Raw genomic sequence first — 25,724 nt, forward strand, 5'->3', positions numbered from 1 at the left:
GATTCGCCGTGCGTCGCCGTATAATCTGGGCGCTCCGCCCCCGAGTTCGCACATGCCGACTGCCGACGATTCCACTCAAGTGACCCAGACTGCTCAGGTGGTCGAGCAACTGGACGCGCTACCGCGTACGCTTCAGGCGCGTCCGAGCCGTTCGGGCGCGGAGTTGAGTGTTGGCATCCTGTTGTGGCCGCGCTTTCCGATGCTTTCGCTCGGCGGCCTTTGTGATGCGCTGCGTCACGCAGCAGACCGCGGCGACCAGAGCCGTCAGCTACGCTGCCTGTGGACGATTGTCGGCGCACAGAGCGAATCGGTCGAAGCGAGCTGCGGCATTCCGGTGCAGACGCAGTCTACGTTTCCGGAGGTCGCGCAATTCGACTATCTCGTGGTAATCGGCGGCCTGCTTCCCCATCTCGATCAGGTTGACCGGCGCTACTGGGCCTATCTGAAACAGGCTGCCGATACGGGCATTCCGCTCGTCGGCATGTGCACGGGCAGCTTCGTGCTGGCACGCGCGGGCTTGATGGAAGACCATGTTGCCTGCGTGCACAGCTTTCACCTCGACGATTACCGGCGTATGTTCCCGGCGCTGCGCGTCGTGACCCACGCCGATTATCTGATCGACGGCACGCGCATCACCTGTGCGGGCGGCATTTCCGTGGTGGAGATGGCCGCGCGCCTGATCAGCCTGCACTGCGGACCGGACCGGGCGTCAAAAGTGATCCATCAGATGACGGTAAGCCGCCAGGGCGGCTCGTCGTTCGTCGAGCGGCGCGCGGCGCTCGGCTACCTGTCCGTCGAGGACGCAACCGTGCGCCACGCGGTGCTGCTAATGGAAGAGAACCTCGAAGCGCCGCTGAACATCGCGGTCATCGCGAAGATGATCGGCACCAGCGTGCGCAATCTTGAGCGCGCGTTCATCACCGAGATGAACACATCGCCGAACGAGTTTTACCGGCGGATGCGACTGCGTTACGCGCGCTGGATGCTCGTCAATACGACGCGCAAGATTACCGACATCGCCTATGAATGCGGCTTTGCGGACTCCGCGCATTTCATCCGCGTGTTTCGCGAAGCGTACGGCGTAACGCCTGGCAAGCTGCGCGCGGCGCGGGGCGCGGCCGCCGCCTGATCCGTCCGGGCGGCTGCGCGCCGATCGTTCTCCCTCTCGCGTGCCTGTCGCGATTCTTCTACTTTCCGGCAGATCAATGCAATTCGGCGCATCGATGGCGCCGTACAGTCCGGTCAGAGGGCTGACGACGCACCCGCGGCACACGCCCCCCAGGCAAAATACACGAAAAAGCGAGTGCGGCGGTATGCAGATATTGATCCTCGGTGCGGGCGTCATTGGTTTGTCGAGTGCGTATTACCTGAGCCGCGCCGGCCACGACGTAACGGTCGCGGACCGGCATCCGGAAGTAGCGAGCGAGACCAGTTCTGGCAACGGTGGCCAGCTATCGTACAGCTATGTCGCGCCGCTCGCAGGGCCCGGAGTCGTCTCGAAGCTGCCGCGCTGGCTCACGCGCAAGGATTCACCGGTGCGCTTGCGCCCGAAGCTGAGCACCGAACAGTGGCGCTGGTGCTTCGAATTCCTGTCGGCATGCACGCGCGAACAAAGTGAATTCACAACACGCAAACTGCTGTCGCTGTCGTTCCTGAGCCGGACGCTGATCCATGAACTGATCGCCGCCGAACCGGCGCTCGATTTCGACTTCGTCCGTTCGGGCAAGCTCGTGCTGCATCGTGACGCAAGCGCGATGCAGAGCGCCGTAAAGCTGCTTGAATTTCAGCGCACGCTCGGCTGCGAACAGAAGGCGCTGAGCGCCGACGCGTGCGTCGAACTCGAACCGACGCTCGCGCATCTGTGGCCATTTCTCGTAGGCGGCATCCATACACCGAGCGAAGACACCGCCGATTGCCAACGCTTCTGCAAGAGCCTCGAAGCGTTGCTGCGCGCTCGCGGCGTGCAGTTCATGATGAACACGTCGATCGATTGCCTGAGGCCTGGAGCAAGCGGTAACGTCGAAGCCTGGAGCGACGGTGCGCCGCTCGCGGCGGATCATGTCGTCGTCGCGTTAGGCTCGGCTGCGGCACGGCTACTGAAGCCGGTCGGCATCCGTGTGCCGATCTATCCGCTTAAAGGGTACAGCCTGACGTTCGACCTGCAACCGCAGACGGCCGCGCCCCATGTGAGCATCACCGACTTTAGCCGCAAAGTGGTTTATGCCCGGCTCGGCGAGCGACTGCGCGTCGCGGGCATTGCCGATATCGACGGGTATTCGCTCGAACCCGATCCCACACGTCTTGCGACGCTGCGGGCGGAGATGGCTGCAATGTACCCCGACGTCGCCAGAGCGTCTGCAGGCCGCGAATGGATCGGGTTGCGCCCCGCAACGCCGCGCGGCATGCCGATCGTCGGGCCGACGCGCTACCGCAACCTGTGGCTCAACGTCGGTCACGGCGCGCTCGGCTTCACACTCGCGACGGGTTCGGCCGCGCTGCTGGCGCAGTGGCTTGCAAGCAGCAATGGCCAGGAACTGCGCAGCACATTTGCCCTTTCGCATTGACGCCGCAAGATGATGCACTTCGTGACGCCGCCCACCCTCCCCAACACCAGCGACTTCGCATGACAGAAAAGCCCAACATCGTCGTTATCGGCACAGGCGGCACGATTGCCGGCCAGGGCAAAGCCGCCATCAACACGTCCGCATACATGTGCTCGGTGCTCGGCATCGATGAGATTCTCGGCACGATTCCCCATGCGTGCGCGCTGGCGAATTTGCGCGCGGAGCAGTTGCTGCAAACCGGCTCCGAGAATTTCAACAACGAGCATCTGCTTGCGATCGGTAAGCGCGTCTCGAGACTGCTCGCGCAGGATGACGTTGATGGAGTTGTGATCACGCATGGTACCGACACGATCGAGGAAACTGCGTACTTCCTTCATCTCACACTCAAGAGCGCGAAGCCGGTGGTCGTGGTCGGCTCGATGCGGCCGCCGTCGGCAATGAGTTCCGACGCGGCGCTGAATCTTTACGATGCGATTGCGGTAGCTGCGCACCCATCCTCGCGCGGCATCGGCACGCTGGTCGTCGCCAACGATGAGATCCACACCGCTCGGGACGTCGTAAAGAGCAACAGCTTCAAGCTCGAGGCGTTCCGCTCGCCGTACGGTGCGCTTGGCAATGTGATTGAAGGGCTGCCGCGCTACTACCGTCGCCCATGGCGCGCCCATACGCTCGATACGCCGTGGTCGATCGATACGCTTGGGGCATTGCCCAAAGTGGACATCGTCTATGCGTACGGCGCGCTCGCCGCCGACGCAGTGGACGCAATTGCCGCGCGCGCGCAAGGGCTAATCTATGCGGGCACCGGCAACGGCAACGTCGCGGAGCATCTCATTGAGCCGCTGTGCGACGCTGCCCGACGCGGGGTTCACGTGGTCCGCGCATCGCGCACCGGCGACGGAATCGTGCTACGTAATGGCGCGCAGCCCGACGATGAATACGGCTGGCTCACCGTCGAGGATCAGGTCCCCCAAAAAGCCCGCATCCTTCTGATGCTGGCGCTCACACAAGCCGACGACACGCAAGCGTTGCAAGTTGCCTTTGAGCGCTACTGAAGCGCGCCTTCCTTCCAGGTCACTTGCGTCAAAGTGTAGCCAACTAGCGTCACCCACCTAGCCCGGCCTTCGCCATCATCCCAAGCGCCACGCAGATCAACACGCCCGCGAAACCCACTTGGACATGCAGCGCGGAGAGACGGTGCGAGACCAGCCGCCCGGTCACCATGCCGGCGGCCGTCGCCAGGCTGAACCACAGCGTCGGGTCGAGCGGCAACGGCGCGCCGTGCAGGACCGTCGCGACGACACCGCCGCTGCCGACCAGCGCTATCACCATCAGCGACGTAGCGACGATGCCGTGCATCGACACGTTGGTCAGCTTGCGCAGCATTGGCACGATGATGAAACCGCCTCCCACCCCGAGCAGCCCCGTCATCAGCCCGGTCAACGCGCCGGTTGCCGCAAGTGCGGCCCCAGTGGTCCATGACCAGATCAGCCGCCCGGTGTCGGGATTGATACGGCCGACGCAAAACCGTGAGTCCACGCGATCCGGTCGCCCCCGCCGCAAAGCCTGTGATAACAGCCGTCCAGCCACCCCCAGCATGACGGTGGCAAACAGCGCCAATAGCACGCGTTGTGGTAACGCATGCGCGAGGCGCACACCGAGCAAGGTAAGTGGCACGCCAGCTGCGGCCATGAATAGCGCGGCGCGGTAGCGGACGAGCCGCTGCCGGAATGCTTCAAGCGCGCCGATAGCAGCGCTGCCGGCCACGGCGACCAGCGCGACCGGCGTCGCCTGCTGCATCGGCCAGCCCATGCCGGCCACCAGCGCCGGAACGGCCAGTATGCCGCCACCCGCGCCGGTCAGGCCGAGCACCGCGCCAACGATGGCGCCAAGGATAAGTGAAGTTAGCATGACAAACACACGCTCAGATTGCGTTGAGGGGAATCTTGAGATACAGCACGCCGTTATCTTCCGGATCGGGCATATGTCCCGCGCGCATGTTGACCTGCACTGACGGCAGCATCAGCACCGGCATGTTGAGTGTCGCATCGCGCGCGATACGCATCGCAACGAAGGCGTCCTCCCCGATACCGTCGCGGATATGGACGTTGTGTTCGCGTTCCTCGGCTACCGTGCTGACAAACTGCAAAGGCCTCCCGCCCGGCTGGTAGTCGTGGCACATGTACAGCTTCGTGTCCGCCGGCAGGCTCAACACCTTGTTGATTGACCGGTAAAGCGTACGGGCGTCGCCGCCGGGAAAGTCGCAGCGCGCGGTACCGTAGTCGGGCATGAACAGGGTGTCCCCGACAAAGGCGACGCTCTGCGCGCCGTCGCTGACCACATAGGTCATGCAAGCCGGCGTATGGCCCGGCGTATGGATGGCGCGCGCCTGCAACGCTCCGACGGCGAAACACTCGCCGTCGGAGAGTAGATGATCGAACTGGCTGCCATCGTGCGCGAATAGTGAGCCTGCGTTGAACAGCTTGCCGAACACGTCTTGCACGCGCGTCACCTGCTCGCCGATCGCAATCTTTCCGCCGAGTTTTTCCTTGAGGTAAGGCGCGGCGGACAGATGGTCGGCATGCACGTGGGTTTCGAGAAGCCACTGGACGTTCGCGCCAAGCTCATGGACGCGAGAGACGAGCCTGTCGGCCGTCGTTGTGCCGGTACGACCGGACTTCGGGTCGTAGTCAAGTACGCTGTCGATCAGTGCACAGTCGCGCGTGCGGACATCCAGCAACAGGTAACTAATCGTCGAGGTACCGGGTTCGAAGAAGCCTTCGACCAGCATGGGGCTTGCGGTAGTCAACGTCATCTCCTCAAACATTCCGGGCGATCGATTTCGCGAAGTAACGCCGCGCTGCAGTCATGTCCCGATGAAGCCAGGAAAAGCGCGCGCGGTTAATACGATTTGTACGGCAGGAACTTGCCAGACAGCAGCACCTTGACGCGGTCGCCTTTCGGATCGGCCTCACGCTGGATATCCATCGAAAAATCGATCGCGCTCATGATGCCGTCGCCGAACTCTTCGTGAATCAGTTCCTTGATCGTGGTGCCGTACACGCTGACGATTTCGTACCAGCGGTAGATCAACGGATCGGTCGGCACCGCAGTCTCGAGCGAACCCTTGTACGGGACGATCTGCAACCACGCGACGGCCTCGTCCGGCAGCCCGAAAATCTCGCCGGCGATCTCGGCCTGCTGCTTGCTGAAGGTCATCTGGCCGAGGCACGCGGCCGTCGTCCACTCCTTGCTCTGGCCGATCTTCCCGGCAATCTCACTCCACTTCAGGCCCTTCGCGACCTTGGCGGAAACGATCATCTGCGTTACTTCATTGCGGCTGGAAATCATGGGTGGCTCCTTAGGTAAGAAATCAGGCAATTGCCTTGAGATTGGGTCCGGCAGGCCGCGCGATTGCGGCCGGCGCGGCTGCGCCGTCATCGAGCCCGGGATAAACGAGCCGCGTCGTGGCGGCGGCCACGCCTCCGGTATCGGGTCGGTCGCCGTGGGAGGCGTTCAGTTCTTTCGAACGCCGCACCAGAAAGTCGACCAGATAATTGCGGATCCGGTAAAACTGCGGGTCATGGTGCATGGTCTCGCGCTGACGGTTAGCCGGCAGCGTGTTGACGACGATCTCGGCGATCCGGGCACGCGGTCCGTTGCTCATCAGCATGATCTTGTTCGACAGCAGAATCGCTTCGTCGACATCGTGCGTGATCATGAATACGGTCTGCTGCGTCGCGGTGCAGATTTTCAGCAATTCATCCTGAATCACACCGCGCGTCAACGCGTCGAGGGCGCCGAACGGCTCGTCGAGCAGCAGCATGCGCGGCTCGATCGCAAACGCCCGCGCGATGCCAACGCGCTGCTTCATCCCGCCAGACAACTCCGACGGCTTCTTCTTTTCGGCGCCCTTCAGGCCGACCATCTCGATGAAGCGTTTGCCGTGCCCGGCGATCTGCTCGCGTGTCCAGTCCGGATAGCGCGAGCGCACCGCGAACGCGATGTTGCCTTCCACGGTCATCCACGGCAGCAGCGCATGGTTCTGGAACACCACGCCACGATCGAGCCCCGGTCCGGAAATTTCGCGATTACGCACGATCACGTGCCCCTCGCTGGGCTGCTCGAGACCGGCCAGCACGTTCAGGATGGTGCTTTTGCCGCAGCCGGAATGGCCGATCACGCAAATGAATTCGCCCTGCTCTATCTTGAAGCTGACGTTTTCGAATACCGGCGGCAGATCGTCGCGATAGCGCTTGGTCAATCCTTCGACGCTAACGAAACTCGCCACGCCGGACGTCTGGGCATTGGACTTACTCGACATAGGTCACCTTGCGCTGAAGTTGAGCGAACAGCAGGTCGAGAGTCATGCCGACCAGACCGATGAGCAATACCGAGAACAACACGTTCGCCAGTGACAGGTTGTTCCATTGGTTCCACAGGAAGTAGCCGATGCCGGTGCCGCCGACCAGCATTTCGGCCGCGACGATCACGAGCCACGCGATGCCCATCGAAATCCGCACGCCGGTGACGATGGTGGGCGCCGCCGCGGGCAGCACGACCCACAGCGCGCTGCGCAACGGCGGCACTTCAAGCGTGCGCGCCACGTTGAGCCAGTCACGCCGCACCCCGGCGACGCCGAACGCGGTATTGACGAGCATGGGCCACACCGAGCAGATGAAAATCACGAATACCGCCGAGGCCGACGAACTCTTGATCGTGTACAACGCGATCGGCATCCAGGCGAGCGGCGAAATCGGCTTCAGCACCTGGATGAACGGATTGAAGGCGAGGAACGCAAGCCGTGACATGCCGATCACAAAACCGAGCGGCACCGCAACCAGCAGCGCAATCGCGTAACCAGCCGCGACCCGCACGAGCGAATAGCCGAGCTGGATGCCGACGCCCTTGTCGTTCGGTCCGTTGTCGCGGAACGGATGCGCGAGCTGGCGTGCGGCCTCGTGCGCGAACTCGGCGGGCGATGGGAAGCCGGTGACCTTCATCGAGTCCGCCGCAGCGCCGTCAGCACCTGGATCGGGCGCCTTGCCCATCAGCACTGCATACTCCGCAGCCTCCGCGGCCTCGGCACTCGTGGCTTTCGAAGCCGTCGTCGCAGCTGTCACGGCTGGCGTCTTCGGCAGCGTCGCGGCCTGCCAGATGACCAGCAGCAGCGCGAGCAATACAAGCGAGCATAGCGCCGCCTTGCCTCTCAACGTGAATCGTCGAATTGGAATCATTCAGTTTCCCCTGCGTTCAGGCACGTTTGATGGCAAAGCCATTGAGGTAAGCGTCGGGTCGGTTCGCGTCGAAAGTTCGACCCATCACCGTGATCGGCTGGTAGCCGCCGTTGTCCGCGATATCCGGTGGTGTCTCACCAAGCTGCTTCATCGCGTTGCGCGCGTCGGTCAACAGAAATACCTGCTGCGCAAGTGAACGGTAGTCAACGCCGCCCTTCAGATAACCCCAACGCTTCATCTGCGTCATCATCCAGGTCGCCATCGAATACCACGGCAGCGGCTGGAAATCGATTCGGTCCGCGACGCGGTGCACGTGACCAATGCCGTCCGCATAGGTGCCGGTCAGCACCTGCCGGATCACCAGCTCGGGCTGATTCAGATAGGCAGGCGCCGCAATCATTTTCGACAAGCCGGCGCGATGCGCAGGGTCGCTCGCATAGGCGGACGCGCGCAGATTCGCACGCATCAGCGCGGCGAACGCGTTCGGGTTCTGCCGCACGAATGCGTCGGGCACACTGAACGAGCAGCAGGGGTGCCCCGCCCAGATATCCTTCGACAGAATATGAATGAAACCGACCTCGTCAAATACCGCGCGCTGGTTAAACGGATCGGGTCCCAGAAATCCGTCGATGTTGCCCGCGCGCAGATTGGCGATCATCTCCGCGGGCGGTGTCACACGCAGTTGCACATCGCGATCCGGATCGATGCCATGCTCCGCGAGGTAATAGCGCAGCAGAAAGCTGTGCATCGAATAGTCGAACGGAATCGCGAAGCGGAATCCTTTCCAGTTGCGCGGGTCGCGGTTGTCCTTGTGTTTGAGCGCCAGCACGATGGCCTGGCCGTTCACGTTCTGGATCGTCGCGACGCGCGTCGGCGTGGGCTGCGAACCGACGCCAAGCGAAATCGCGAGCGGCATCGGCGCGAGCATGTGCGATGCGTCGAGTTCGCGATTCAGCATCCGGTCGCGCACCAGCGCCCAGCCGCCCAACTTGTTCAGCGTGACGTTCAGCCCTTCCTCCTTGTAAAAGCCGAGCGGTTCCGCGGCGATCAGCGGCGTGGCGCAGGTGATCGGCAGAAAGCCGACGTTGAGGTCGCGCTTTTCGAGCTGCGTGGCTTTCGTTGCTGCGAAAGCCTGCTGGAGCGACGCGATCGGCAGCACGCTGTACACAGCGGCGATGGCCGTGCTCTTGCCGACCGCACGGATAAAGGCACGCCGCATCGCGTTGCGCGGAAAGAGTGCGCGTACGGCCGCGGCTTCGACGGCGTCGCACCACGCGGCTTCACTGTCCGCGCTACCGCCGTCATGCGCGTCGTGCGCGGCGCCCGTAGTGGCGGCGCGGTGCGCGGCCTGGTCGGCATGGCGGCCGCATGAGCAGCCTCCCAGCGTGCTGCCGGGATCGAACGGTTGATAGCGGTTACTCATGTGGTGTCCGATGCGTGAGGGTGGGTTCAGGTCGCGAGCTCGACGCGCCGGCTGCCGACGGTCAACGACGAAACGATGTCGCCGTCACGGTACTGCGCCATCGCGAGGTGTCCGTCGTCTTCTTCGACGATCTGCCAGTCCAGTTCACGCGAAGGCAGTCCGCGCACGACGATCGGCGTCGAACGCGTCTTCACGCGGATCACGGGCGCCTGGTGGCGATAGCCTGCATGTTCGAAGCCGGTCACCGCGTGCGCGATCGCTTCGGCCTGCGCGGCAATCGGCTCGATGAAGCGGCACGGCTCGCCGGCGAAGCTGATGCAGTCGCCGAGCGCGTAGATATCCGGCACGCTGGTCTGCAACGTGCGGCTGTCCACCACGATGCCGCGCGCGAATTCGAGTCCTGCCATTCTTGCGAGGCGCCCTTCGGTGGCGAGCCCCGCCGCGCACAGCACGAGATCGGCGACAATCCGCTCGCCGTGCTGCGTCGCGATCACCTTTTCGCTTCGCGTGGCGCTGACGTCGGCGATACCACCGCTTGCTGGCGTTGCGTCAGTCGTCCGCTGTGTGACGCATGCGTCGATCCCAGGCCGCTCCTCGATGCTCACGCTGCGGCCGGGCAGAAAGTGGATGCCGAGCTGCGTCCAGTTCGCGAGCAGACGGCGCGAGGCCGGCGCCGGCAATAACGCCGCGAGGGGCCTGTCGCCCACATCCAGCACGGTGACCGCATGTCCCGCCCGTGCCAGATCCTCCGCCAGCTCGCAGCCGATCAGCCCCGCGCCGATCACCGCCACGCGCGCCGGCCCCATCGCCAGCCGGCGCTGCATGCTGCTCCACATCGACAGATCGTTGACGCGCCAGCACAGTTCGCGCGGCAAGCCGGATGGCACCACGGGCCGCGCCCCCTGGGCGAGAACCAGTTGCCGGTAACGGAACGTGCCCGCCGTCGTGCGCAACTGATGCAGCGCCGGCGACAGTCCGATCGCGTAGGTATGGGCGACCAGCCGTACGTCGAGGCGTGTTGCGGCGGCCGGGCCGGTCTCGAATACGAGCCGCTCCGGTGTGCGTTTCTCGCTCAACGAAACCGACAGTTCCGGCTTGCGGTAACGGTCCGCCGAGCAGGCGCTCACCAGCGTGATCGGTATGTCCGGATCCAGCGCCCGGACTGCTTCGACGGCTGCCCAACCCGCCGTGCCGCCGCCGACCACGATTACCCCAGGGGTGCGCGAGGGCGCGCCCTGCGCCGGCGCGTACGCCGCTGTACCGGCCACAACCGGCTCGTAAAGCACGAAATCCGCTTTTGTTACCCCGCATAGCGGGCACTCCCAGTCGACGGGGATCGCGTCGAAGCGTGTGCCGGCCGCAATGCCGCTATCGGGATCCCCCAGTTCTTCGTCATAGATCACGCCGCACGCGCGGCAGATGTATTTCTTCCAGTCGGCAATCAGGACGCTCATGCTGGAAGCTCCTCGGCGGAAAGGCGGGCCATTTCCCAACGCAGATGCTTGATGGCAGGCGTCACGATCGCCACGAAGTGCGACTCGCGAATCCGCCGCTGCGGCGCTGCGCTCATCAAATAGCCGCGCGCGCCCTGATGCAGCAGCGACGCCTGCGCCGCACGCAATGCGAGCTCCGCGCCGCGTGTGCGCAGATCGAGCACTTCCAGCAGGTAGTCGGTGCTGCCGTCGTAGGCGGTGCGCGCAAGCCGCTGCGTCGCGCCCACCGCTTCGTCGAGTTCGGCCGTCAGTTCGTCTGGCCGGTCGTGCAGGAAGCGGTTGACGTGACCGAGTACCGGCTCGACTTCGAGACACGAATCGATCCCGCCTTGTGCGACGCCCAGCGCCATGCCGACCTGCAGCAGGATGAACGCCGCCTTGATCCGCGCGACGAAAGGCCGCGCCGGATCGGCAATCAGATCGGCTTCGCCGACGAAATAGTTGGTGAGCTTGACGCCCCACGTGCTGGTGCCTTCCATGCCGGAAAACACCGGGCAGTGGCGCAACTCGACGCGCTCGTCGCAGCTCAGCAGGAACATCACCTCGTGCGAGACCGAACCATCATCGCGATGCACCGCGGCGATCGCGCCGCAATACTGGCCGAGGCCGATGTGACTGACCCACGGCAGCGTGCCGTTGATCAGATAGCCGCCTGGCGTGGGCGTGGCGCGGAACATCATCGGCTCGATCCCTGAGAACGCTTTCATCGGATTCGACAGCGCGGTGCCACCGAACGTCTGGCCGCGGGCATGCGCGTCGAGCCGCGCGCCGCCTAGAGACGGGTTGCCGGACTGCTCCATGTACAACCCGCACACATCGTGGGCCCACATCAGGAAGCCCGTCGAGCCACACGCGCGGCTCGCTTCCTGCATCGCGGCGAGCGACAGTCCGAAGCGTGCGCCGTACCGGTCGAGGTGAACGCCGAGCGCGCCGGCCGCGCCCAGGTCTCCCATGATGTCGAGCGGGTAGACCCCTTCGCGGTCGATCCGTGGCGCGGCTGCCGCGAGCGGACCGCGAGCGATCGCGGCCACGCGCGCCAGCACCGCTTCGTCACACCAGGTGTCGACGCTGGACGTCTCTGCTACCAATGCGTGTTCCATGTTGGTTTTCCTTCGGGTTCCCGGGGCGGCCGCTACGCGCGGCGCGAACGAGCGAAGCGGCGCTTCAGTCGGCGAGCGCGACAGTCATGGGAATCGGATTGCGCATTGAGTTCGCAACCGGCGAGAAGTAGTTAGCATGACGGACGATCTCATCAAGCTCTTCGCGCGTCGCATCGCCTTCGATCACGATCTTCACGCGGATCGCCTGGAAACCCATCTGCGCGGATTCCATCTGGGCGCCGCCTGCGCCCCATGCAGCCGGATTGCCGATATCCGCCTCGATGAACACTTCGAGCTTCGACAGCTTGACCTGCTTCCACGTGGCGACGGCCGTGATGCCGACCGCGAGGCAGCCGCCGAGACCGGACAGCACGATCTCGCCCGGCGCCGGCGCCGTGTCTTCGCCGAACAGATGCAGCGGTTCATCGACGACGACGGGCGTATGGTTGCCGACATAGCTCAACGAGCGGTACTGACCTTGCATGACCGTGTGCACGTTGTTCTTGCCGCGCGACCCCGGATTGTTGCGCCCCTTTTCGGCGAAGGCCATCAGCCCATCGCGGTCGATCGGCCGCAGGTAGGTGGAAATGGTCGTGGGATTATCGGTGACAGTGTTCAAGTGACGCTCCTGGTGCGTGGATGGTGAAGGCGCGGGCGTCGCATCGAAGGTCGAGCGGCGCCGGCACATCACTCAGTGCAACAGGCGTGCCAGTTTGACGGCATATCGCCGAACCGCTTTCCTGTCGGGGCTTTGGGGCCGACCAAGAAGCGGCGACCGGCTTCGGCGGGAGGCATTTTCAATCAAGCAGCGAACCGACAATGTCGACATTGTCGACATTGTTCACTCCGCGATACGAGGCCTGTCTGGCTTTCAGTCATTCGGCAGGCCAAGCTTTTGCCAGCGATAGCTGAACTGTCGCGCTGTCATGCCCAATTGCTGCGCCGCGCGCGATTTGTTTCCCCCGCACTGTTCGAGCGCGTCGACAAGCGCCTGCGCTGGATGCGAACCGACGCGCCGGTAGGGCCGCATCGGCAGCGATACAGTGTGGGTCACGGGATCATGTGATGAAGCGTCCAGCGCCCCGCCCTGCCGGCGGTCGGCGGTCGCCGACTGTGCCAACGCGGGCGCGACAGCCGGCTCATCCGCCGCGTCTGAAGGCAACAGCCGGTCAATATCGACTGCATCGAGCAGCGGCTTCTCGGCGAGCAACACGATCCGCTCGATGAAATTGGTCAGTTCGCGAATATTGCCAGGCCACGGATACGCTTCGAGCCGATCCAGCGCGGCCGTCGTGAGATTGACGTTGCGCTGGTTGAGTTGATTCGTATGACTGATGAAATGCAGCGCGAGGACGCGAATGTCCTGACGGCGTTCAGCGAGCGACGGCAGGTGGATCGGAATCACGTTGAGCCGGTAGTACAGGTCCTGGCGGAAGGTGCCGTGCGCCACATCGCGTTGCAAATCGCGATTGGTAGCCGCGACGAGCCGCACGTCGACCCGGATCTCCGCCTTGCCGCCGAGACGCGTGATGGTCCCTTCCTGAAGCGTGCGCAGCAGCTTGGTCTGCATCGTCACCGGCAGTTCGCCGATCTCGTCGAGAAACAGCGTTCCTTTGCTGGCCTGCTCGAACCAGCCCGCGCGCATGCTGTTCGCGCCCGTGAATGCGCCGCGTTCGTACCCGAACAGTTCGGACTCGAACAGCGTATCCGGTATCGCCGCGCAGTTGATCTTGATGAAGGCACGGTCGCGCCGCGGACTCGCCAGATGCAAGGCCCGTGCAAACAGCTCCTTGCCGGTGCCTGATTCGCCGAGCAACAGCACGCTCGCGGCGGAATCCGAGACGCGCTCCAGTTCCGAGATCGCGCGCAGCAAAGGCGGCGAGGTGCCGACGATTCCGTAGCGGGCGGCCGCCGATTCGAGGGCTCGCGCGAGCACCGCGTTCTGCAGTTCGAGCGCGCGGGTTTTTTCCTCGAGGCCGGCTTCCAGCTGCAGCAACTGCCCCGCCAGGGTCGCGAGAATCCGCAGCACCGTGATGTCGTCGGCCAGCGCACGCGAGCGGTGGCGAATCCGGTGACACGCAAGAACGCCGACCGCCTTCCGTTCGATGACGATCGGCAGCGCGATGAACGCGACCGGGCCGGCCGGCAACCGTGAGCGCTCAACCGCACGCGCCAGAAAATCCGGCTCGCGGTCGATGTCCTGGATGATCGTCAGTTGGCCGTGCTGCAGCGCGCGCCCGGTGACGCCTTCACCGTACGCATACACACCCCGGCCGATTTCCTCGGGGGTCAGTCCGTAGGCATACCGGATGCGCCCGCTTCGACGCGTTTCGTCCGCGAGCACGATGCGGCCCCGGTTCAGGCCGAGCAGTTCGGACATCAGATGCAGCATCTCGCGCAGCGCAGGCGCGGGGGACAGGCCTTTACCGACAAGCGCCATCACCTGCTGCAATAGCAGCATTTCGTGTTCGCGCCAGTAGCCGGCAGATTCGTTGTCAGCTGAGGCGTCAGATCGTGTTTGCATGGGCGCAGGCCGCCGCGATGGGGAGCGAGGCCTATTATTTCAGAACACAATAAAGCTCGCAGGCGCGCCATCCGATCCAGCATTAACGCTCGACGCCGCGCATCCGATGCACGTTGCGCCACCCTTCGAAGAGACTGTCGTTACCAACTGACGTTGCCCCTGTTTGGCGAATCTCATAGCCACGCAAATCAGGCGGCTTCGCCTCGAGGGTCACGCTTCCGGAGATCCGTTGAAGTCGACGAAGGCACCGTACAACTTCAATTTTGCTTAATAGACAGCGCACTGCCCGGATCACAGCGGACCATGCCGGAATGTAACCCCATGTTTTAAAATGAAAAACATGGAAAACCGGACCTCCGGGAACGACTTGGGAGTGGCCTAAATCACTCCCACTCGATCGTCGCCGGCGGTTTCCCCGAGATGTCGTAAACCACCCGGTTAATCCCGCGCACTTCATTGATGATCCGGTTCGACACATGCCCCAGCAATTCATGCGGCAGATGCGCCCAATGCGCGGTCATGAAGTCGAGCGTCTGCACAGCGCGCAGCGCGACGACGTACTCATAGGTGCGGCCGTCGCCCATCACGCCGACGCTCTTCACCGGCAGGAACACCGCGAACGCCTGGCTCGTCAGGTCGTACCATGACTTGCCGGTTTCCTTGTCGATGAAGGTGCGCAGCGTCTCGATGAAAATCGCATCCGCGCGACGCAGCAGGTCGGCGAAATCGCGGCGCACTTCGCCGAGAATCCGCACGCCCAGACCCGGGCCCGGGAACGGATGGCGATACACCATGGCCGGCGGCAAACCGAGCTTCACGCCGAGTTCGCGCACTTCGTCCTTGAACAGTTCGCGCAGCGGCTCGAGCAGCTTCAGGTTCAGCGTCTCAGGCAGGCCGCCCACGTTGTGGTGGCTCTTGATGGTCTGCGCGGCCTTCTTGCCCTTGCCGGCCGATTCGATCACGTCCGGATAGATCGTGCCCTGCGCGAGCCACTTCGCGTCGGTCAGCTTGTTGGCTTCGGTCTGGAACACTTCGACGAATTCCGCGCCGATGATCTTGCGCTTCGCTTCCGGATCGGTCACGCCGGCCAGCTTCGACAGGAACACTTCGCTCGCGTCGACGTGAATCACCTTCACGCCGAGGTGATCGGCGAAGGTCGCCATCACCTGCTCGGCTTCGTTCAGGCGCAACAGGCCATGGTCGACGAACACGCAAGTCAGCTGGTCGCCGATCGCGCGATGCAGCAGCGCCGCCGCCACCGACGAATCCACGCCGCCCGACAAGCCCAGGATCACGTGCTCGTTGCCCACCTGCTCGCGAATCTTCGCGACGGCTTCGTCGATGTAATTGCCCATTTCCCAATCGGGCCGGGCGCCGCAGATCTTCAGCACGAAGCGCTCGAGCATCGCGCGGCCTTGCACGGTGTGCGTGACTTCCGGGTGCCATTGCAGACCGTAGAAATGACGCTTTTCGTCGGCCATCGCCGCGATCGGGCACGATTCCGTCGACGCCATCAGCTGGAAGCCCGCAGGCATTTCCAGCACCTTGTCGCCGTGGCTCATCCACACCTTCAACATGCCGTGACCTTCCGGCGTGGTGAAGTCGCTGATGCCTTCGAGCAGGCTCGTATGGTTGCGCGCACGCACTTCGGCATAACCGAACTCGCGCAGGTGGCCGATATCGACCTTGCCGCCGAGCTGCTCGGCCATCGCCTGCATGCCGTAGCAAATGCCCAGCACGGGCACGCCGAGTTCGAACACCGCTTGCGGCACGCGCGGCGTATCCGTTTCGGTGACCGAACTCGGGCCGCCGGAGAGGATCACGCCCTTCGGCGCGAAATCGCGAATGAACGACGCATCGACGTCGTACGGATGAATTTCCGAATACACGTTGGCTTCGCGAACGCGACGTGCAATCAGTTGGGTGACTTGCGAACCGAAGTCGAGGATCAGGATCTTGTCATGCATGGCAGCGGACGGAGTCAAAAGTGAACGGATACGGGATGCCGCGCACGGAGCGCGGCGTTGAATTCAAAGCGGTCCACGTGGGGACGATCGAACATGTTGCGTAACGATGAAGCGCGCTGGACCAGCGGACGCCGCCGGCACTGACCCGCGGCGCGCGCGAACGTAATCCTGTAGCTTCGGCAGGCGTTCCGGCGCTCGGCGCCTCAGCCATGAAACGGTGGCCGGGGCGCACCGGGTGCGTCGGCGGCGGAGTTGCGGGCCTCGTCGCGCGCGGCCGCAGCCTCGGCCCGTGCAGCGCGTTCAGACGCCGTCAGGCCCGGTTCGTCGACCGCTGGATGAAGCGGCGCCGCCGAAACAGGATCCAGGGGCCGTGGGACCGGCATAACGGGCTCGACCACCGGCTCGGCGTGATAGACCGGAAAGCCGGCCGTCACCCGGCCCGCGTCGCGCCGGTTGGCCGCATCTTTCGCGGCGTCTTTGGCAGCCTGCTTTTCAGCACGCTCGGCAGCCGCGGCTTCCACCAGCCGTACCTTTTCGCGCCGCCGCACCGCGCCCGAGAGTCGCACGCCGCCCAGACCGATGACCAGCAATACCACGCCGGTCAGCACCGCGACAATTTGCCCGAAGCCGGTCAGCGCCGGCGTATGCAAGCCGAGCAGCCAGACCAGCATCAGCACGCCGGTCAGCCAGTTCACATGGCCCACGACCTTGGCAACCGTCGACGTAAGCGAACCGTCGAGCGACGCATGCAAAGCCAGCCACGCAAGCCCGATCAGCGCCACACCAAATCCCTGGCCGACCAGAACCGGCTGGGTTTGCACCAGAAGCAGCGCGTTGTACAACGAAGTCCAGGGCGTCAGCAGAAACAGCAGGCCGAACGCAAGCAGCAGCATGGCATCGAGGATGAGTACAGCGCGCAGCAATGGCTTCATTGGCGTTTAGTCCACGTGGTAGTTGGGCGCTTCCTTGGTGATCTGCACATCATGCACATGCGACTCGCGCAAGCCCGCGCCCGTGATCTGCACGAACTCGGCCTTGTCGTTCATCTCCGAGATCGTGCGGCAACCGCAGTAGCCCATGCTGGCACGCACGCCGCCGATCAGCTGGAACAGGATCGCGTTGACCGAGCCCTTGTAGGCAACACGGCCTTCGATGCCTTCCGGTACCAGCTTGTCGATATTCGCGGAGTTGTCCTGGAAGTAGCGGTCTGCCGCGCCGTCTTTCATCGCGCCGACCGAACCCATGCCACGGTACGACTTGTACTGGCGGCCCTGGAACAGGAACACGTCGCCCGGTGCTTCTTCGGTGCCGGCGAACATGCTGCCCATCATCACGGCGTTCGCGCCGGCGGCCAGCGCCTTGCTGACGTCGCCCGAGAAGCGCACGCCACCGTCGGCGATGACCGGCACGCCCGAACCCTTCAGCGCTTCCGACACGTTCGAGATCGCGGTGACCTGCGGCACGCCCACGCCGGCGACGATCCGCGTCGTGCAGATCGAGCCGGGGCCGATACCGACCTTCACACCGTCCGCGCCGTATTCGACGAGCGCCTTGGCCGCCGCGGCGGTGGCGATGTTGCCGCCGATCACTTCGACATGCGGAAACTTCTGCTTGACCCACTTGACGCGCTCGAGCACGCCCTTGCTGTGGCCGTGGGCCGTGTCGACGACGATCACGTCCACACCCGCCTGCACCAGCAGCTCAACGCGTTCTTCGTTGTCTTCGCCCACGCCGACCGCCGCGCCCGCGCGCAGCTTGCCGTGCTCGTCTTTACACGCGTCCGGGTGTTCGGTTTGCTTGGTGATGTCTTTCACCGTCATCAGGCCGCGCAGTTCGAATGCGTCGTTGATGACCAGCACGCGCTCGAGGCGGTGGCTGTGCATCAGCGCCTTGGCTTGCGCGAGCGGCGTGCCTTCCTTGACGGTGACGAGGCGCTCGCGCGGCGTCATGATGTTGCGCACCGGCTCGTCCAGACGTTCTTCGAAACGCAGGTCGCGATTCGTGACGATACCGATCAGTTGCGCGCCTTCGACGACCGGGAAACCCGAAATACCATGCTGGCGCGACAACGCGATCACGTCGCGCACCTTCATTTGCGGCGGCACCGTGATCGGATCGCGCACGACGCCCGATTCGAAGCGCTTGACCTTGGCCACTTCACGCGCCTGCTCGGCCGGCGTGAGGTTCTTGTGGATGATGCCCACGCCACCCATTTGCGCCATGGCGATCGCAAGACGGGCTTCGGTGACGGTGTCCATGGCGGCGGACACGAGCGGCATATTCAGGGAGATGTTGCGGGTCAGCCGGGTCTTGAGGCTGGTGTCGCGCGGCAGAACATCGGAGAAGGCCGGGACGAGGAGCACGTCATCGAACGTGAGTGCTGTTTGGATCAGACGCATGGCAAATCCTATAGGCGCAAAAGCGAATTATACGCGATACCTCCCCGGTTTTCACTGCACTAACAGCAGCTTAGCGAATTTCAGGCGATTTTTTTCGTGACTTCGAGCCCTTCGATTTCGCTTCTACGTTCGCCTCGGGTTCGATCAGGTTTCGTTTGCGCGTTCGGGTGCACGGAGGCGCCAGCTAGCCCGATGGGTAAGAAATTGCGCTCGCACGCGCGCCGCGGAACCGGTGCCCTTGACCTCGATTGCGACTCGGCACGCCAAAAAAACCAGTGGAATGCAGAATCGAACAAGACACCCCGTCCGCCGAACGGCTATTCTGCCGACCATTCGAGTTTTTTCTTGCAGGGGCAATCGATGCAGCGCGGTGTGGCATATGGAGTAATGGCCGGGGCCTTATGGGGCATCGTGTTTCTGGTGCCGCGCGTGCTGCCCGACTTTTCGCCGCTCCTGATGAGCGCCGGCCGCTACACGATGTACGGCATCGTCTCGCTGGCCGCCGCGCTGCCGATGGCGCGCTCGCTCGTCAAACGCCTGACCCGCGAGGATCTCGGGGCGCTCGTCAAGCTGGCGCTGGCCGGCAATTTGCTCTACTACCTGCTGTTGTCCGCGGCGGTCCACATGATCGGCGTCGCACCGACCTCGCTGATCGTCGGCGTGCTGCCTGTCACGGTGACGCTGCTCGGCCGGCGCGATCATGGCGCCGTGCCGCTCGCTCGTCTCGCATGGCCGCTCTCACTGGTCGTCGCGGGCATCGCCTGCATCAACATCGACGTCTTCACGGTGGCGAACAGCACGCCAGTCAGCATCGCGACGAAGCTCGCCGGCCTCGCCTGCGCGGCCGGCGCACTCGTCTGCTGGACCTGGTTCGCGGTCGAAAACGCCCGCTACCTGCAACGCCAGACGCATTTCAGCGGCAACGAGTGGTCGGTGCTATGGGGTGTGGTGACCGGCGCGCTCGGCGCGGGATTGTGGCTGGTGATCGCCGTCATGCCCTCCGGCAGCCTGCAGGGGCCGCTTGGCGACGCGCGCTGGCATACCTTCTGGATGCTGAATCTGGGCCTCGCAGTGGGCGCGTCGTGGCTCGGCAACGGGCTGTGGAACGCCGCGTCGAAACGGTTGCCGCTCACCCTGTCCGGCCAGATGATCGTGTTCGAGACGCTATTCGCGCTGCTCTATGCGTTTATCTACGACCAGCGCCTGCCGCGTCCGCTGGAAACGGCGGCGATCCTGCTGCTGGTGGCAGGGGTGTGCTGGTCGGTGCGCCAGCATGCGGGCGGTGATAGCCCCGGTGCGGCATCGATTGAGGAAAAGGCGCAGCCTTCGGTGCATTGACAGGCGCCACCACAAGACTCACCTAGCGCGAATCCTTGTTCTGCCAGCGGCGCCCTTCGATCGAGCCCGCCTTGCGGGTTTTCTCGACGCGCCGTTGCCGCGACAACTTCGGATCCACCAGCAACGGCCGGTAAATCTCAACGCGATCGTGATCCGCCAGCACCGTATCGAGCGGCTTGAGCTTGCCGAACACGCCGACCTTCTGCGTGCCCAGATCGATCCGCGGATAGCGCTGCAGGATGCCGCTCGCGTCAAGCGCCTGCTGCAACGTGGCGCCGGCCGGCAATTCCACGGCGATCAGCGTCTGCTCACCCGCAAGCGCGTAGCAGACTTCAATCGACAAGCGCGCGCTCATGCCTTACCGTAGCGCTGATCGGCGCGCTTCACGAACGATTCGACGAAGGTATTGGCAATGTGGCTGAACACCGGCCCAATGATCTTCTCGAGAATGATGTTGGTGAATTCGTAGTGCAGCGCGAATTCGATCTTGCAGGCGTCCGCGCGCAATGGCGTGAAACGCCAGAACCCGGTGAATTTGCGAAACGGGCCGTCCGCGAATTCCATATCGATGCGCGTGGGCCGCTCCATGCTATTGCGCGTGGCGAAATGCTGCTTGATGCCCTTGAAGTTGATATCGATCTTCGCCTCCATGCCGGTTTCGTCCTGGCGGCGGATTTCGACTCCCCCGCACCAAGGCAGGAAATTGGGGTAATCGGCGACGTCGGTGACGAGGTCGAACATCTGTTCCGCCGAATGGCGGATCAACACGGTTTTCTGGACATCTGCCATAAATTGAACAGCGCGCGGCAAGGGTGGACAAGCGGGTTGAAAAGCGCCGCGGGCTTTCCTTGCCCCGCTTTGCTAAAATCGTGATTTTAAACGAGTTGGGCACTTTCCATTCATGAGCATCATCGACAACAGAAAAGCCTTCTACGACTACTCGGTCGAAGAACGCTATGAAGCAGGGCTCGTGCTCGAAGGATGGGAGGTCAAGGCGCTGCGCGCCGGGCGCGGCCAGATCAAGGAAGGTTACGTCGTTATCAAGAATAACGAACTGTTCCTGATCGGCACGCACATCAGCCCGCTGCCCGAAGCCTCGACCCACATCCACCCGGACCCGGTGCGCACGCGCAAGCTGCTGCTGCACAGCGAGGAAATCAGCAAACTGATCGGCAAAGTCGAGCAGCGCGGCTACACGCTCGTGCCGCTGAACTTCCATTACAAAGGGGGCCGCGTCAAATGCGAGATTGGGCTCGCCAAGGGCAAGAAGCAGCACGACAAGCGCGAAACCGAAAAGAAGCGCGACTGGGAACGCGAGAAGGCGCGCCTGATGCGATCGCCGTCGTGAGCCTGCGTTTGAGCTTCAGTTTGAGCCTCAAACAAAAATGGCCCGCTCTGTCAGCGGGCCATTTTCTTTAGGGCAGCGACCAATAAAGTAGCCTCAGCGCATGTCGGTCGCGCCCTTGCCCTTATTCACGATCGTCAGCGCCGACGCGATCATCGAACTCATATCCGCCAGGTTGCCCGGCACGATCAGCGTGGTGCCCTGCTTCGCCAGATTGCCGAACGCATTGACGTATTGTTCGGCCACCTTCAGATTCACCGCCTCCATCCCGCCATTCGACTGGATCGCCGCGGCGATCTTCTGAATCGCCTGCGAGTTCGCTTCGGCCACCGCCAGAATTGCCGACGCCTGCCCCTGCGCCTGGTTGATCGCCGCCTGCCGCTCGCCTTCGGACTTCTGGATCGCCGCCTCGCGCCCACCCGAAGCGATATTGATCTGCTCCTGCTTGCGCCCTTCGGATGCCGCGATCAGCGCGCGCTTCTCGCGCTCAGCGGTGATCTGCGCCTGCATCGCGTGAAGAATTTCCTTGGGCGGCGTCAGGTCCTTGATCTCATAGCGCAGCACCTTCACACCCCAGTTCTGGGCCGCCTCGTCGAGCGAGGACACGATGCTGTGGTTGATGAAGTCGCGCTCCTCGAAGGTTTTGTCGAGCTCGAGCTTGCCGATCACCGAGCGCAGCGTGGTCTGTGACAGCTGCGTGATCGCAAATACGAAATTGCTCGACCCGTACGAGGCTTTCATCGGATCGGTGACCTGGAAATACAGCACGCCATCCACCTGCAACTGGGTGTTGTCGCGCGTAATACACACCTGGCTCGGCACTTCGAGCGGGATTTCCTTGAGGATGTGCTTGTACGCGATCCGGTCGACGAACGGAAAGGCGAAGCTCAAGCCCGGGGTCAGCGTACGGTGATAGCGGCCGAGCCGCTCCAGCACCCACGCATGTTGCTGCGGCACGATCTTCAGCGTCTGTGCCGCCAGCACGATCACGATGATCAGAAGCACCGCCGCGACGATGGTTGAATCCATTACTGCCCTCCGGTCCGTAGTTCGAATAGTTGTGCGTGATGCTTTACACGCGCCTTGCACGCGGCGCGCTTCACCTGTTAGTGCGCGCTCATCGCCTGCCGGCTTGCCGCGACGACGAGGCAACTGCCGCGCATCTCGACGATTTCGTAGCTCTGCGCGTCTTCCGGCTCGCCGGCGGCCAGCTCGACGTCCCACGCCGCCCCGCGGTAGTTGGCGCGCGCCCGGCGTTCGTGCCATGCCGGCACGGTCAGCGTCTGACCGATGTCCAGATGGACATCCGGGTTCTTCGACGCTTCTTTACGCGTTCTGCGGCCAAAGCGCGAACGTCTGAGCACCAGAACGGCCGCCAGCGCCACCACGGCTGCAATCGCGAATTGAAAATCCGCGGCGGCGCCCGCAATGAGCGCAATAGCCGCGGCGACACAGCCCAACGCGATCATCAACAAATAGAAGGTGCCGCTGATCAGTTCCAGCACGACAAGCACCCCCGCCCCGATCCACCAGAACAATCCACCTGGCGCCACGTCGACCTCCACAAAGCAAAACACCCCGGATCTACCGGGGTGTTTATAGCACGAAGCGGGTGCCTGGACGGGGCGGTGCAGTACGCTTTTACGAACTTTTGACACACCGCACCGCTTGTCATGCAAACCGCTTGACAGGCACCTGCCTGGCGCTCATTTACATCATTTTTTCTTCGCTCACTTCGCCAGCGATTTCGCCAGTTGCTGCCACGTCTCGATGATCGAGTCCGGGTTCAGCGAGATCGACGCGATGCCTTCATCGGTCAGCCATTGCGCGAAGTCCGGATGATCCGAAGGACCCTGGCCGCAGATACCGACGTACTTGTTCAAACGCAAGCAGGTTTCAATTGCGCGCTTGAGCATGAACTTGACGGCCGGGTCGCGTTCGTCGAAATCGACTGCCAGCAGTTCCATGCCGGAATCGCGGTCGAGGCCGAGCGTGAGCTGCGTCAGATCGTTCGAACCGATCGAGAAACCGTCGAAGAATTGCAGGAATTCTTCGGCGAGAATCGCGTTCGACGGCACTTCGCACATCATGATCAGGCGCAGGCCCTTCTCGCCGCGCTTCAGGCCGAACTTCTCCAGCAGCCCGACCACGCGTTCCGCCTGCTTCAGCGTACGCACGAACGGCACCATGATCTCGACGTTGTCGAGGCCCATCTCTTCACGCACCTTCTTCAACGCGATGCATTCCATCTGGAACGCTTCGGCGAAGTCGTCAGCGATGTAGCGCGAGGCGCCACGGAAGCCCAGCATCGGGTTTTCTTCGTCCGGCTCGTAACGCGAACCGCCGATCAGCTTCTTGTACTCGTTCGACTTGAAGTCCGACAGGCGCACGATCACGGGCTTCGGATAGAACGCCGCGGCGATCGTGGCGATGCCCTCGGTCAGCTTGTCGACATAGAACGCGCGCGGCGATGCGTGACCACGTGCCACACTTTCCACGGCCTTCTTCAAATCCGGATCGATGTTCGGATACTCGAGAATCGCCTTCGGGTGAACGCCGATGTTGTTGTTGATGATGAATTCGAGCCGCGCCAGACCCACGCCTGCGTTCGGCAGTTGCGAGAAGTCGAAGGCCAGTTGCGGATTGCCGACGTTCATCATGATCTTCACCGGAATCGGCGGCAGTTCGCCGCGCTGCACTTCGGTGATTTCGGTTTCAAGCAGACCGTCGTAGATCTTGCCTTCGTCGCCTTCGGCGCACGATACGGTCACCAGCGCGCCTTCCTTCAGCACGTCGGTGGCGTCGCCGCAGCCGACCACGGCCGGCACGCCCAGCTCACGCGCGATGATCGCCGCATGGCAGGTACGCCCGCCCCGGTTCGTGACGATGGCCGACGCGCGCTTCATCACCGGCTCCCAGTTCGGGTCGGTCATGTCGGCGACCAGCACGTCGCCCGGCTGCACACGGTCCATTTCCGACGGATCGTGAATCACGCGCACCGGACCCGCGCCGATCTTCTGACCGATTGCACGACCGGTAGCCAGCACGTTCGATTGGCCCTTCAGCTTGAAGCGTTGCTCGGCCTTGCCCGCAGCCTGGCTCTTCACCGTTTCCGGACGCGCCTGCAGGATGAAGATCTTGCCGTCGCGGCCGTCTTTACCCCACTCGATGTCCATCGGACGCTCGTAGTGCTTCTCGATAATGACCGCGTATTTCGCGAGTTCGATCACGTCTTCGTCGGTGATCGAGAAGCGGTTGCGCTGCTCGTGCGCGACGTCGACGGTCTTCACGCGGCCTTGCTCGCCGGCCTTGGTGAATTCCATCTTGATCAGCTTCGAGCCGATCGAGCGGCGGATGATCGGGTACTTGCCTTGCGCGAGCGTGGTCTTGAAGACGTAGAACTCGTCCGGATTCACTGCGCCCTGCACGACCGTTTCACCCAGGCCGTAGCTCGACGTGATGAAGACCGCGTCCTTGAAGCCCGATTCCGTGTCCAGCGTGAACATCACGCCCGCCGCGCCGACGTCCGAGCGCACCATGCGCTGCACGCCCGCCGACAACGCGACTTCAGCGTGGGTGAAGCCCTTGTGGACGCGATAGGAGATAGCACGGTCGTTATACAGCGACGCGAACACGTGCTTCATGCGATCGAGCACCTCGTCGATGCCGACCACGTTGAGGTAGCTTTCCTGCTGACCCGCGAACGATGCGTCCGGCAAGTCTTCCGCCGTTGCCGACGAACGCACGGCGAACGACAACTCTTCAGGCGAGCTGTTTTGCAGGGTGTCGAAGCCTGCGCGGATATCCGCTTCGAGACGCGGCTGCATCGGGGCGTCGACGATCCATTGACGGATCTCCTTGCCCGCTTCGGCGAGCGCTTTCACGTCGTCGACGTCGAGCGTTTCGAGACGTTTGGCGATGCGTTCAGTCAGATCGTTGTGATGCAGGAAGTCGCGGAAAGCCAGCGCCGTGGTGGCGAAGCCGGTCGGCACGCGCACGCCTGCTTCGGCGAGCTGACTGATCATCTCGCCAAGCGACGCGTTCTTGCCGCCGACAATCTCCACATCGGTCATCCGCAACTGCTCGAACGGAACTACATACGCCTCTTCCTTTGCGACGGTAACTGCGTTAGTCATACAAGCCCCTAAGTGTGAAAGAAATTCACGGCTGTGCAAGTGGGCTTGAACGCTAGACGCTCATTGGAAGCGTGACCTCGCGTCTTGCACAACCTGTTGGAGAAGCAATCGCTGCAAATAGCCGGAAGCGCCGGGCAATACTCGAAAGCACCCGCACGCACCAACCAACGCCAGCCACGCGACGTAGAAAGCGGTTGGACG

At 63.3% G+C, this 25,724-nt stretch carries 23 protein-coding genes; 5 read left to right on the plus strand and 18 right to left on the minus strand.

Annotated features, from left to right (window positions below; translation table 11 throughout):
• Nucleotides 1–52 precede the first annotated feature (52 nt).
• The 3 genes from PQR53_RS06810 to PQR53_RS06820 all read left to right on the plus strand — a co-directional run bounded on the left by PQR53_RS06810 (nucleotide 53) and on the right by PQR53_RS06820 (nucleotide 3,616).
• On the plus strand, nucleotides 53–1,129 hold the full coding sequence (locus PQR53_RS06810) for a GlxA family transcriptional regulator (protein WP_408451809.1): 1,077 nt from the start codon (nucleotides 53–55) through the stop codon (nucleotides 1,127–1,129).
• A gap of 184 nt (nucleotides 1,130–1,313) precedes the next feature.
• Nucleotides 1,314–2,564: a D-amino acid dehydrogenase gene (locus PQR53_RS06815; protein WP_408451810.1), complete on the plus strand. Its 1,251-nt coding sequence runs from the start codon at nucleotides 1,314–1,316 to the stop codon at nucleotides 2,562–2,564.
• Between the two features lie 59 nt (nucleotides 2,565–2,623).
• On the plus strand, nucleotides 2,624–3,616 hold the full coding sequence (locus PQR53_RS06820) for an asparaginase (protein WP_408451811.1): 993 nt from the start codon (nucleotides 2,624–2,626) through the stop codon (nucleotides 3,614–3,616).
• A gap of 49 nt (nucleotides 3,617–3,665) precedes the next feature.
• Here the strand turns inward: PQR53_RS06820 and PQR53_RS06825 are convergent, their stop codons facing one another.
• The 13 genes from PQR53_RS06825 to guaB all read right to left on the minus strand — a co-directional run bounded on the left by PQR53_RS06825 (nucleotide 3,666) and on the right by guaB (nucleotide 18,704).
• Nucleotides 3,666–4,472, minus strand: a complete 807-nt coding sequence (locus PQR53_RS06825) for a sulfite exporter TauE/SafE family protein (RefSeq protein ID WP_408451812.1) — start codon at nucleotides 4,470–4,472, stop codon at nucleotides 3,666–3,668.
• A 13-nt stretch (nucleotides 4,473–4,485) separates the two neighbouring features.
• Complete coding sequence (locus PQR53_RS06830) at nucleotides 4,486–5,376, minus strand: MBL fold metallo-hydrolase (protein ID WP_408451813.1); 891 nt, start codon at nucleotides 5,374–5,376, stop codon at nucleotides 4,486–4,488.
• An 86-nt stretch (nucleotides 5,377–5,462) separates the two neighbouring features.
• The gene (gene cynS, locus PQR53_RS06835) at nucleotides 5,463–5,912 is read right to left on the minus strand and encodes a cyanase (protein WP_179740621.1); all 450 of its coding nucleotides are present in this window, start codon (nucleotides 5,910–5,912) and stop codon (nucleotides 5,463–5,465) included.
• Nucleotides 5,913–5,934: 22 nt separating this feature from the next.
• Nucleotides 5,935–6,885, minus strand: coding sequence for an ABC transporter ATP-binding protein (locus tag PQR53_RS06840; RefSeq protein WP_408451814.1), 951 nt, complete (start codon nucleotides 6,883–6,885; stop codon nucleotides 5,935–5,937).
• Entirely contained in the window at nucleotides 6,875–7,798 is a 924-nt protein-coding gene (locus PQR53_RS06845; protein WP_408451815.1) for an ABC transporter permease, read from the minus strand. The genes PQR53_RS06840 and PQR53_RS06845 overlap by 11 nt, the downstream gene beginning before the upstream one ends.
• A gap of 16 nt (nucleotides 7,799–7,814) precedes the next feature.
• Nucleotides 7,815–9,221 carry a CmpA/NrtA family ABC transporter substrate-binding protein gene (locus tag PQR53_RS06850; RefSeq protein ID WP_408451816.1) on the minus strand — a complete coding sequence of 469 codons (1,407 nt, stop codon included), beginning with the start codon at nucleotides 9,219–9,221 and terminating at the stop codon, nucleotides 7,815–7,817.
• A 26-nt stretch (nucleotides 9,222–9,247) separates the two neighbouring features.
• Nucleotides 9,248–10,675, minus strand: a complete 1,428-nt coding sequence (locus PQR53_RS06855) for an FAD-dependent oxidoreductase (protein WP_408451817.1) — start codon at nucleotides 10,673–10,675, stop codon at nucleotides 9,248–9,250.
• Nucleotides 10,672–11,814 carry an acyl-CoA dehydrogenase family protein gene (locus PQR53_RS06860; protein WP_408451818.1) on the minus strand — a complete coding sequence of 381 codons (1,143 nt, stop codon included), beginning with the start codon at nucleotides 11,812–11,814 and terminating at the stop codon, nucleotides 10,672–10,674. The genes PQR53_RS06855 and PQR53_RS06860 overlap by 4 nt, the downstream gene beginning before the upstream one ends.
• 64 nt (nucleotides 11,815–11,878) lie before the next feature.
• A complete protein-coding gene (locus tag PQR53_RS06865; RefSeq protein WP_408452339.1) occupies nucleotides 11,879–12,364 on the minus strand; it encodes an OsmC family protein in 486 nt (161 codons plus the stop codon).
• Nucleotides 12,365–12,685: 321 nt separating this feature from the next.
• On the minus strand, nucleotides 12,686–14,338 hold the full coding sequence (locus PQR53_RS06870; RefSeq protein ID WP_408451819.1) for a sigma-54 interaction domain-containing protein: 1,653 nt from the start codon (nucleotides 14,336–14,338) through the stop codon (nucleotides 12,686–12,688).
• A gap of 383 nt (nucleotides 14,339–14,721) precedes the next feature.
• Nucleotides 14,722–16,305 (minus strand): glutamine-hydrolyzing GMP synthase, encoded by a 1,584-nt coding sequence (gene guaA / locus PQR53_RS06875; protein ID WP_408451820.1) that lies wholly within the window; start codon nucleotides 16,303–16,305, stop codon nucleotides 14,722–14,724.
• 203 nt (nucleotides 16,306–16,508) lie between these two features.
• Nucleotides 16,509–17,237: a hypothetical protein gene (locus PQR53_RS06880; protein ID WP_408451821.1), complete on the minus strand. Its 729-nt coding sequence runs from the start codon at nucleotides 17,235–17,237 to the stop codon at nucleotides 16,509–16,511.
• Between the two features lie 6 nt (nucleotides 17,238–17,243).
• Nucleotides 17,244–18,704 carry an IMP dehydrogenase gene (guaB, locus tag PQR53_RS06885; protein ID WP_179732621.1) on the minus strand — a complete coding sequence of 487 codons (1,461 nt, stop codon included), beginning with the start codon at nucleotides 18,702–18,704 and terminating at the stop codon, nucleotides 17,244–17,246.
• Between the two features lie 360 nt (nucleotides 18,705–19,064).
• On the opposite strand from guaB, the gene PQR53_RS06890 reads away from it, so the two are divergent.
• Nucleotides 19,065–20,042, plus strand: a complete 978-nt coding sequence (locus PQR53_RS06890) for a DMT family transporter (protein WP_408451822.1) — start codon at nucleotides 19,065–19,067, stop codon at nucleotides 20,040–20,042.
• Nucleotides 20,043–20,064: 22 nt separating this feature from the next.
• On the opposite strand, the gene PQR53_RS06895 is transcribed toward PQR53_RS06890, so the two are convergent.
• On the minus strand, nucleotides 20,065–20,397 hold the full coding sequence (locus PQR53_RS06895) for an RnfH family protein (RefSeq protein WP_408451824.1): 333 nt from the start codon (nucleotides 20,395–20,397) through the stop codon (nucleotides 20,065–20,067).
• Complete coding sequence (locus PQR53_RS06900) at nucleotides 20,394–20,831, minus strand: type II toxin-antitoxin system RatA family toxin (RefSeq protein ID WP_028199353.1); 438 nt, start codon at nucleotides 20,829–20,831, stop codon at nucleotides 20,394–20,396. The genes PQR53_RS06895 and PQR53_RS06900 overlap by 4 nt, the downstream gene beginning before the upstream one ends.
• A 112-nt stretch (nucleotides 20,832–20,943) precedes the next feature.
• Here PQR53_RS06900 and smpB point away from each other — a divergent pair, with 112 nt between their 5' ends.
• The gene (smpB, locus tag PQR53_RS06905) at nucleotides 20,944–21,390 is read left to right on the plus strand and encodes an SsrA-binding protein SmpB (protein ID WP_063496517.1); all 447 of its coding nucleotides are present in this window, start codon (nucleotides 20,944–20,946) and stop codon (nucleotides 21,388–21,390) included.
• A 93-nt stretch (nucleotides 21,391–21,483) separates the two neighbouring features.
• Here the strand turns inward: smpB and PQR53_RS06910 are convergent, their stop codons facing one another.
• The 3 genes from PQR53_RS06910 to ppsA all read right to left on the minus strand — a co-directional run bounded on the left by PQR53_RS06910 (nucleotide 21,484) and on the right by ppsA (nucleotide 25,523).
• Nucleotides 21,484–22,416 carry an SPFH domain-containing protein gene (locus tag PQR53_RS06910; RefSeq protein ID WP_179732626.1) on the minus strand — a complete coding sequence of 311 codons (933 nt, stop codon included), beginning with the start codon at nucleotides 22,414–22,416 and terminating at the stop codon, nucleotides 21,484–21,486.
• Nucleotides 22,417–22,493: 77 nt separating this feature from the next.
• Nucleotides 22,494–22,940, minus strand: a complete 447-nt coding sequence (locus tag PQR53_RS06915) for an NfeD family protein (RefSeq protein ID WP_408451826.1) — start codon at nucleotides 22,938–22,940, stop codon at nucleotides 22,494–22,496.
• A gap of 177 nt (nucleotides 22,941–23,117) precedes the next feature.
• A complete protein-coding gene (gene ppsA / locus PQR53_RS06920; protein ID WP_408451828.1) occupies nucleotides 23,118–25,523 on the minus strand; it encodes a phosphoenolpyruvate synthase in 2,406 nt (801 codons plus the stop codon).
• Between the last annotated feature and the right edge of the window lie 201 nt (nucleotides 25,524–25,724).

It is taken from the genome of Paraburkholderia fungorum (genome assembly GCF_046027605.1).
Classification (GTDB): Bacteria; Pseudomonadota; Gammaproteobacteria; order Burkholderiales; family Burkholderiaceae; genus Paraburkholderia; species Paraburkholderia fungorum_F.

What these genes read in the sequence shown, in the direction of transcription:
- PQR53_RS06810 (WP_408451809.1), top strand. Translation starts at nt 53, where the DNA reads ATGCCGACTGCCGACGATTCCACTCAAGTGACCCAGACTGCTCAGGTG.
- cynS (WP_179740621.1), bottom strand. Translation starts at nt 5,912, where the DNA reads ATGATTTCCAGCCGCAATGAAGTAACGCAGATGATCGTTTCCGCCAAG.
- PQR53_RS06855 (WP_408451817.1), bottom strand. Translation starts at nt 10,675, where the DNA reads ATGAGCGTCCTGATTGCCGACTGGAAGAAATACATCTGCCGCGCGTGC.
- guaA (WP_408451820.1), bottom strand. Translation starts at nt 16,305, where the DNA reads ATGCATGACAAGATCCTGATCCTCGACTTCGGTTCGCAAGTCACCCAA.
- PQR53_RS06820 (WP_408451811.1), top strand. Translation starts at nt 2,624, where the DNA reads ATGACAGAAAAGCCCAACATCGTCGTTATCGGCACAGGCGGCACGATT.
- PQR53_RS06850 (WP_408451816.1), bottom strand. Translation starts at nt 9,221, where the DNA reads ATGAGTAACCGCTATCAACCGTTCGATCCCGGCAGCACGCTGGGAGGC.
- PQR53_RS06830 (WP_408451813.1), bottom strand. Translation starts at nt 5,376, where the DNA reads ATGACGTTGACTACCGCAAGCCCCATGCTGGTCGAAGGCTTCTTCGAA.
- PQR53_RS06880 (WP_408451821.1), bottom strand. Translation starts at nt 17,237, where the DNA reads ATGAAGCCATTGCTGCGCGCTGTACTCATCCTCGATGCCATGCTGCTG.
- PQR53_RS06825 (WP_408451812.1), bottom strand. Translation starts at nt 4,472, where the DNA reads ATGCTAACTTCACTTATCCTTGGCGCCATCGTTGGCGCGGTGCTCGGC.
- PQR53_RS06840 (WP_408451814.1), bottom strand. Translation starts at nt 6,885, where the DNA reads ATGTCGAGTAAGTCCAATGCCCAGACGTCCGGCGTGGCGAGTTTCGTT.
- PQR53_RS06860 (WP_408451818.1), bottom strand. Translation starts at nt 11,814, where the DNA reads ATGGAACACGCATTGGTAGCAGAGACGTCCAGCGTCGACACCTGGTGT.
- ppsA (WP_408451828.1), bottom strand. Translation starts at nt 25,523, where the DNA reads ATGACTAACGCAGTTACCGTCGCAAAGGAAGAGGCGTATGTAGTTCCG.
- guaB (WP_179732621.1), bottom strand. Translation starts at nt 18,704, where the DNA reads ATGCGTCTGATCCAAACAGCACTCACGTTCGATGACGTGCTCCTCGTC.
- PQR53_RS06845 (WP_408451815.1), bottom strand. Translation starts at nt 7,798, where the DNA reads ATGATTCCAATTCGACGATTCACGTTGAGAGGCAAGGCGGCGCTATGC.
- PQR53_RS06900 (WP_028199353.1), bottom strand. Translation starts at nt 20,831, where the DNA reads ATGGCAGATGTCCAGAAAACCGTGTTGATCCGCCATTCGGCGGAACAG.
- PQR53_RS06890 (WP_408451822.1), top strand. Translation starts at nt 19,065, where the DNA reads ATGCAGCGCGGTGTGGCATATGGAGTAATGGCCGGGGCCTTATGGGGC.
- PQR53_RS06815 (WP_408451810.1), top strand. Translation starts at nt 1,314, where the DNA reads ATGCAGATATTGATCCTCGGTGCGGGCGTCATTGGTTTGTCGAGTGCG.
- PQR53_RS06870 (WP_408451819.1), bottom strand. Translation starts at nt 14,338, where the DNA reads ATGCAAACACGATCTGACGCCTCAGCTGACAACGAATCTGCCGGCTAC.
- PQR53_RS06865 (WP_408452339.1), bottom strand. Translation starts at nt 12,364, where the DNA reads ATGGCCTTCGCCGAAAAGGGGCGCAACAATCCGGGGTCGCGCGGCAAG.
- PQR53_RS06910 (WP_179732626.1), bottom strand. Translation starts at nt 22,416, where the DNA reads ATGGATTCAACCATCGTCGCGGCGGTGCTTCTGATCATCGTGATCGTG.
- PQR53_RS06895 (WP_408451824.1), bottom strand. Translation starts at nt 20,397, where the DNA reads ATGAGCGCGCGCTTGTCGATTGAAGTCTGCTACGCGCTTGCGGGTGAG.
- smpB (WP_063496517.1), top strand. Translation starts at nt 20,944, where the DNA reads ATGAGCATCATCGACAACAGAAAAGCCTTCTACGACTACTCGGTCGAA.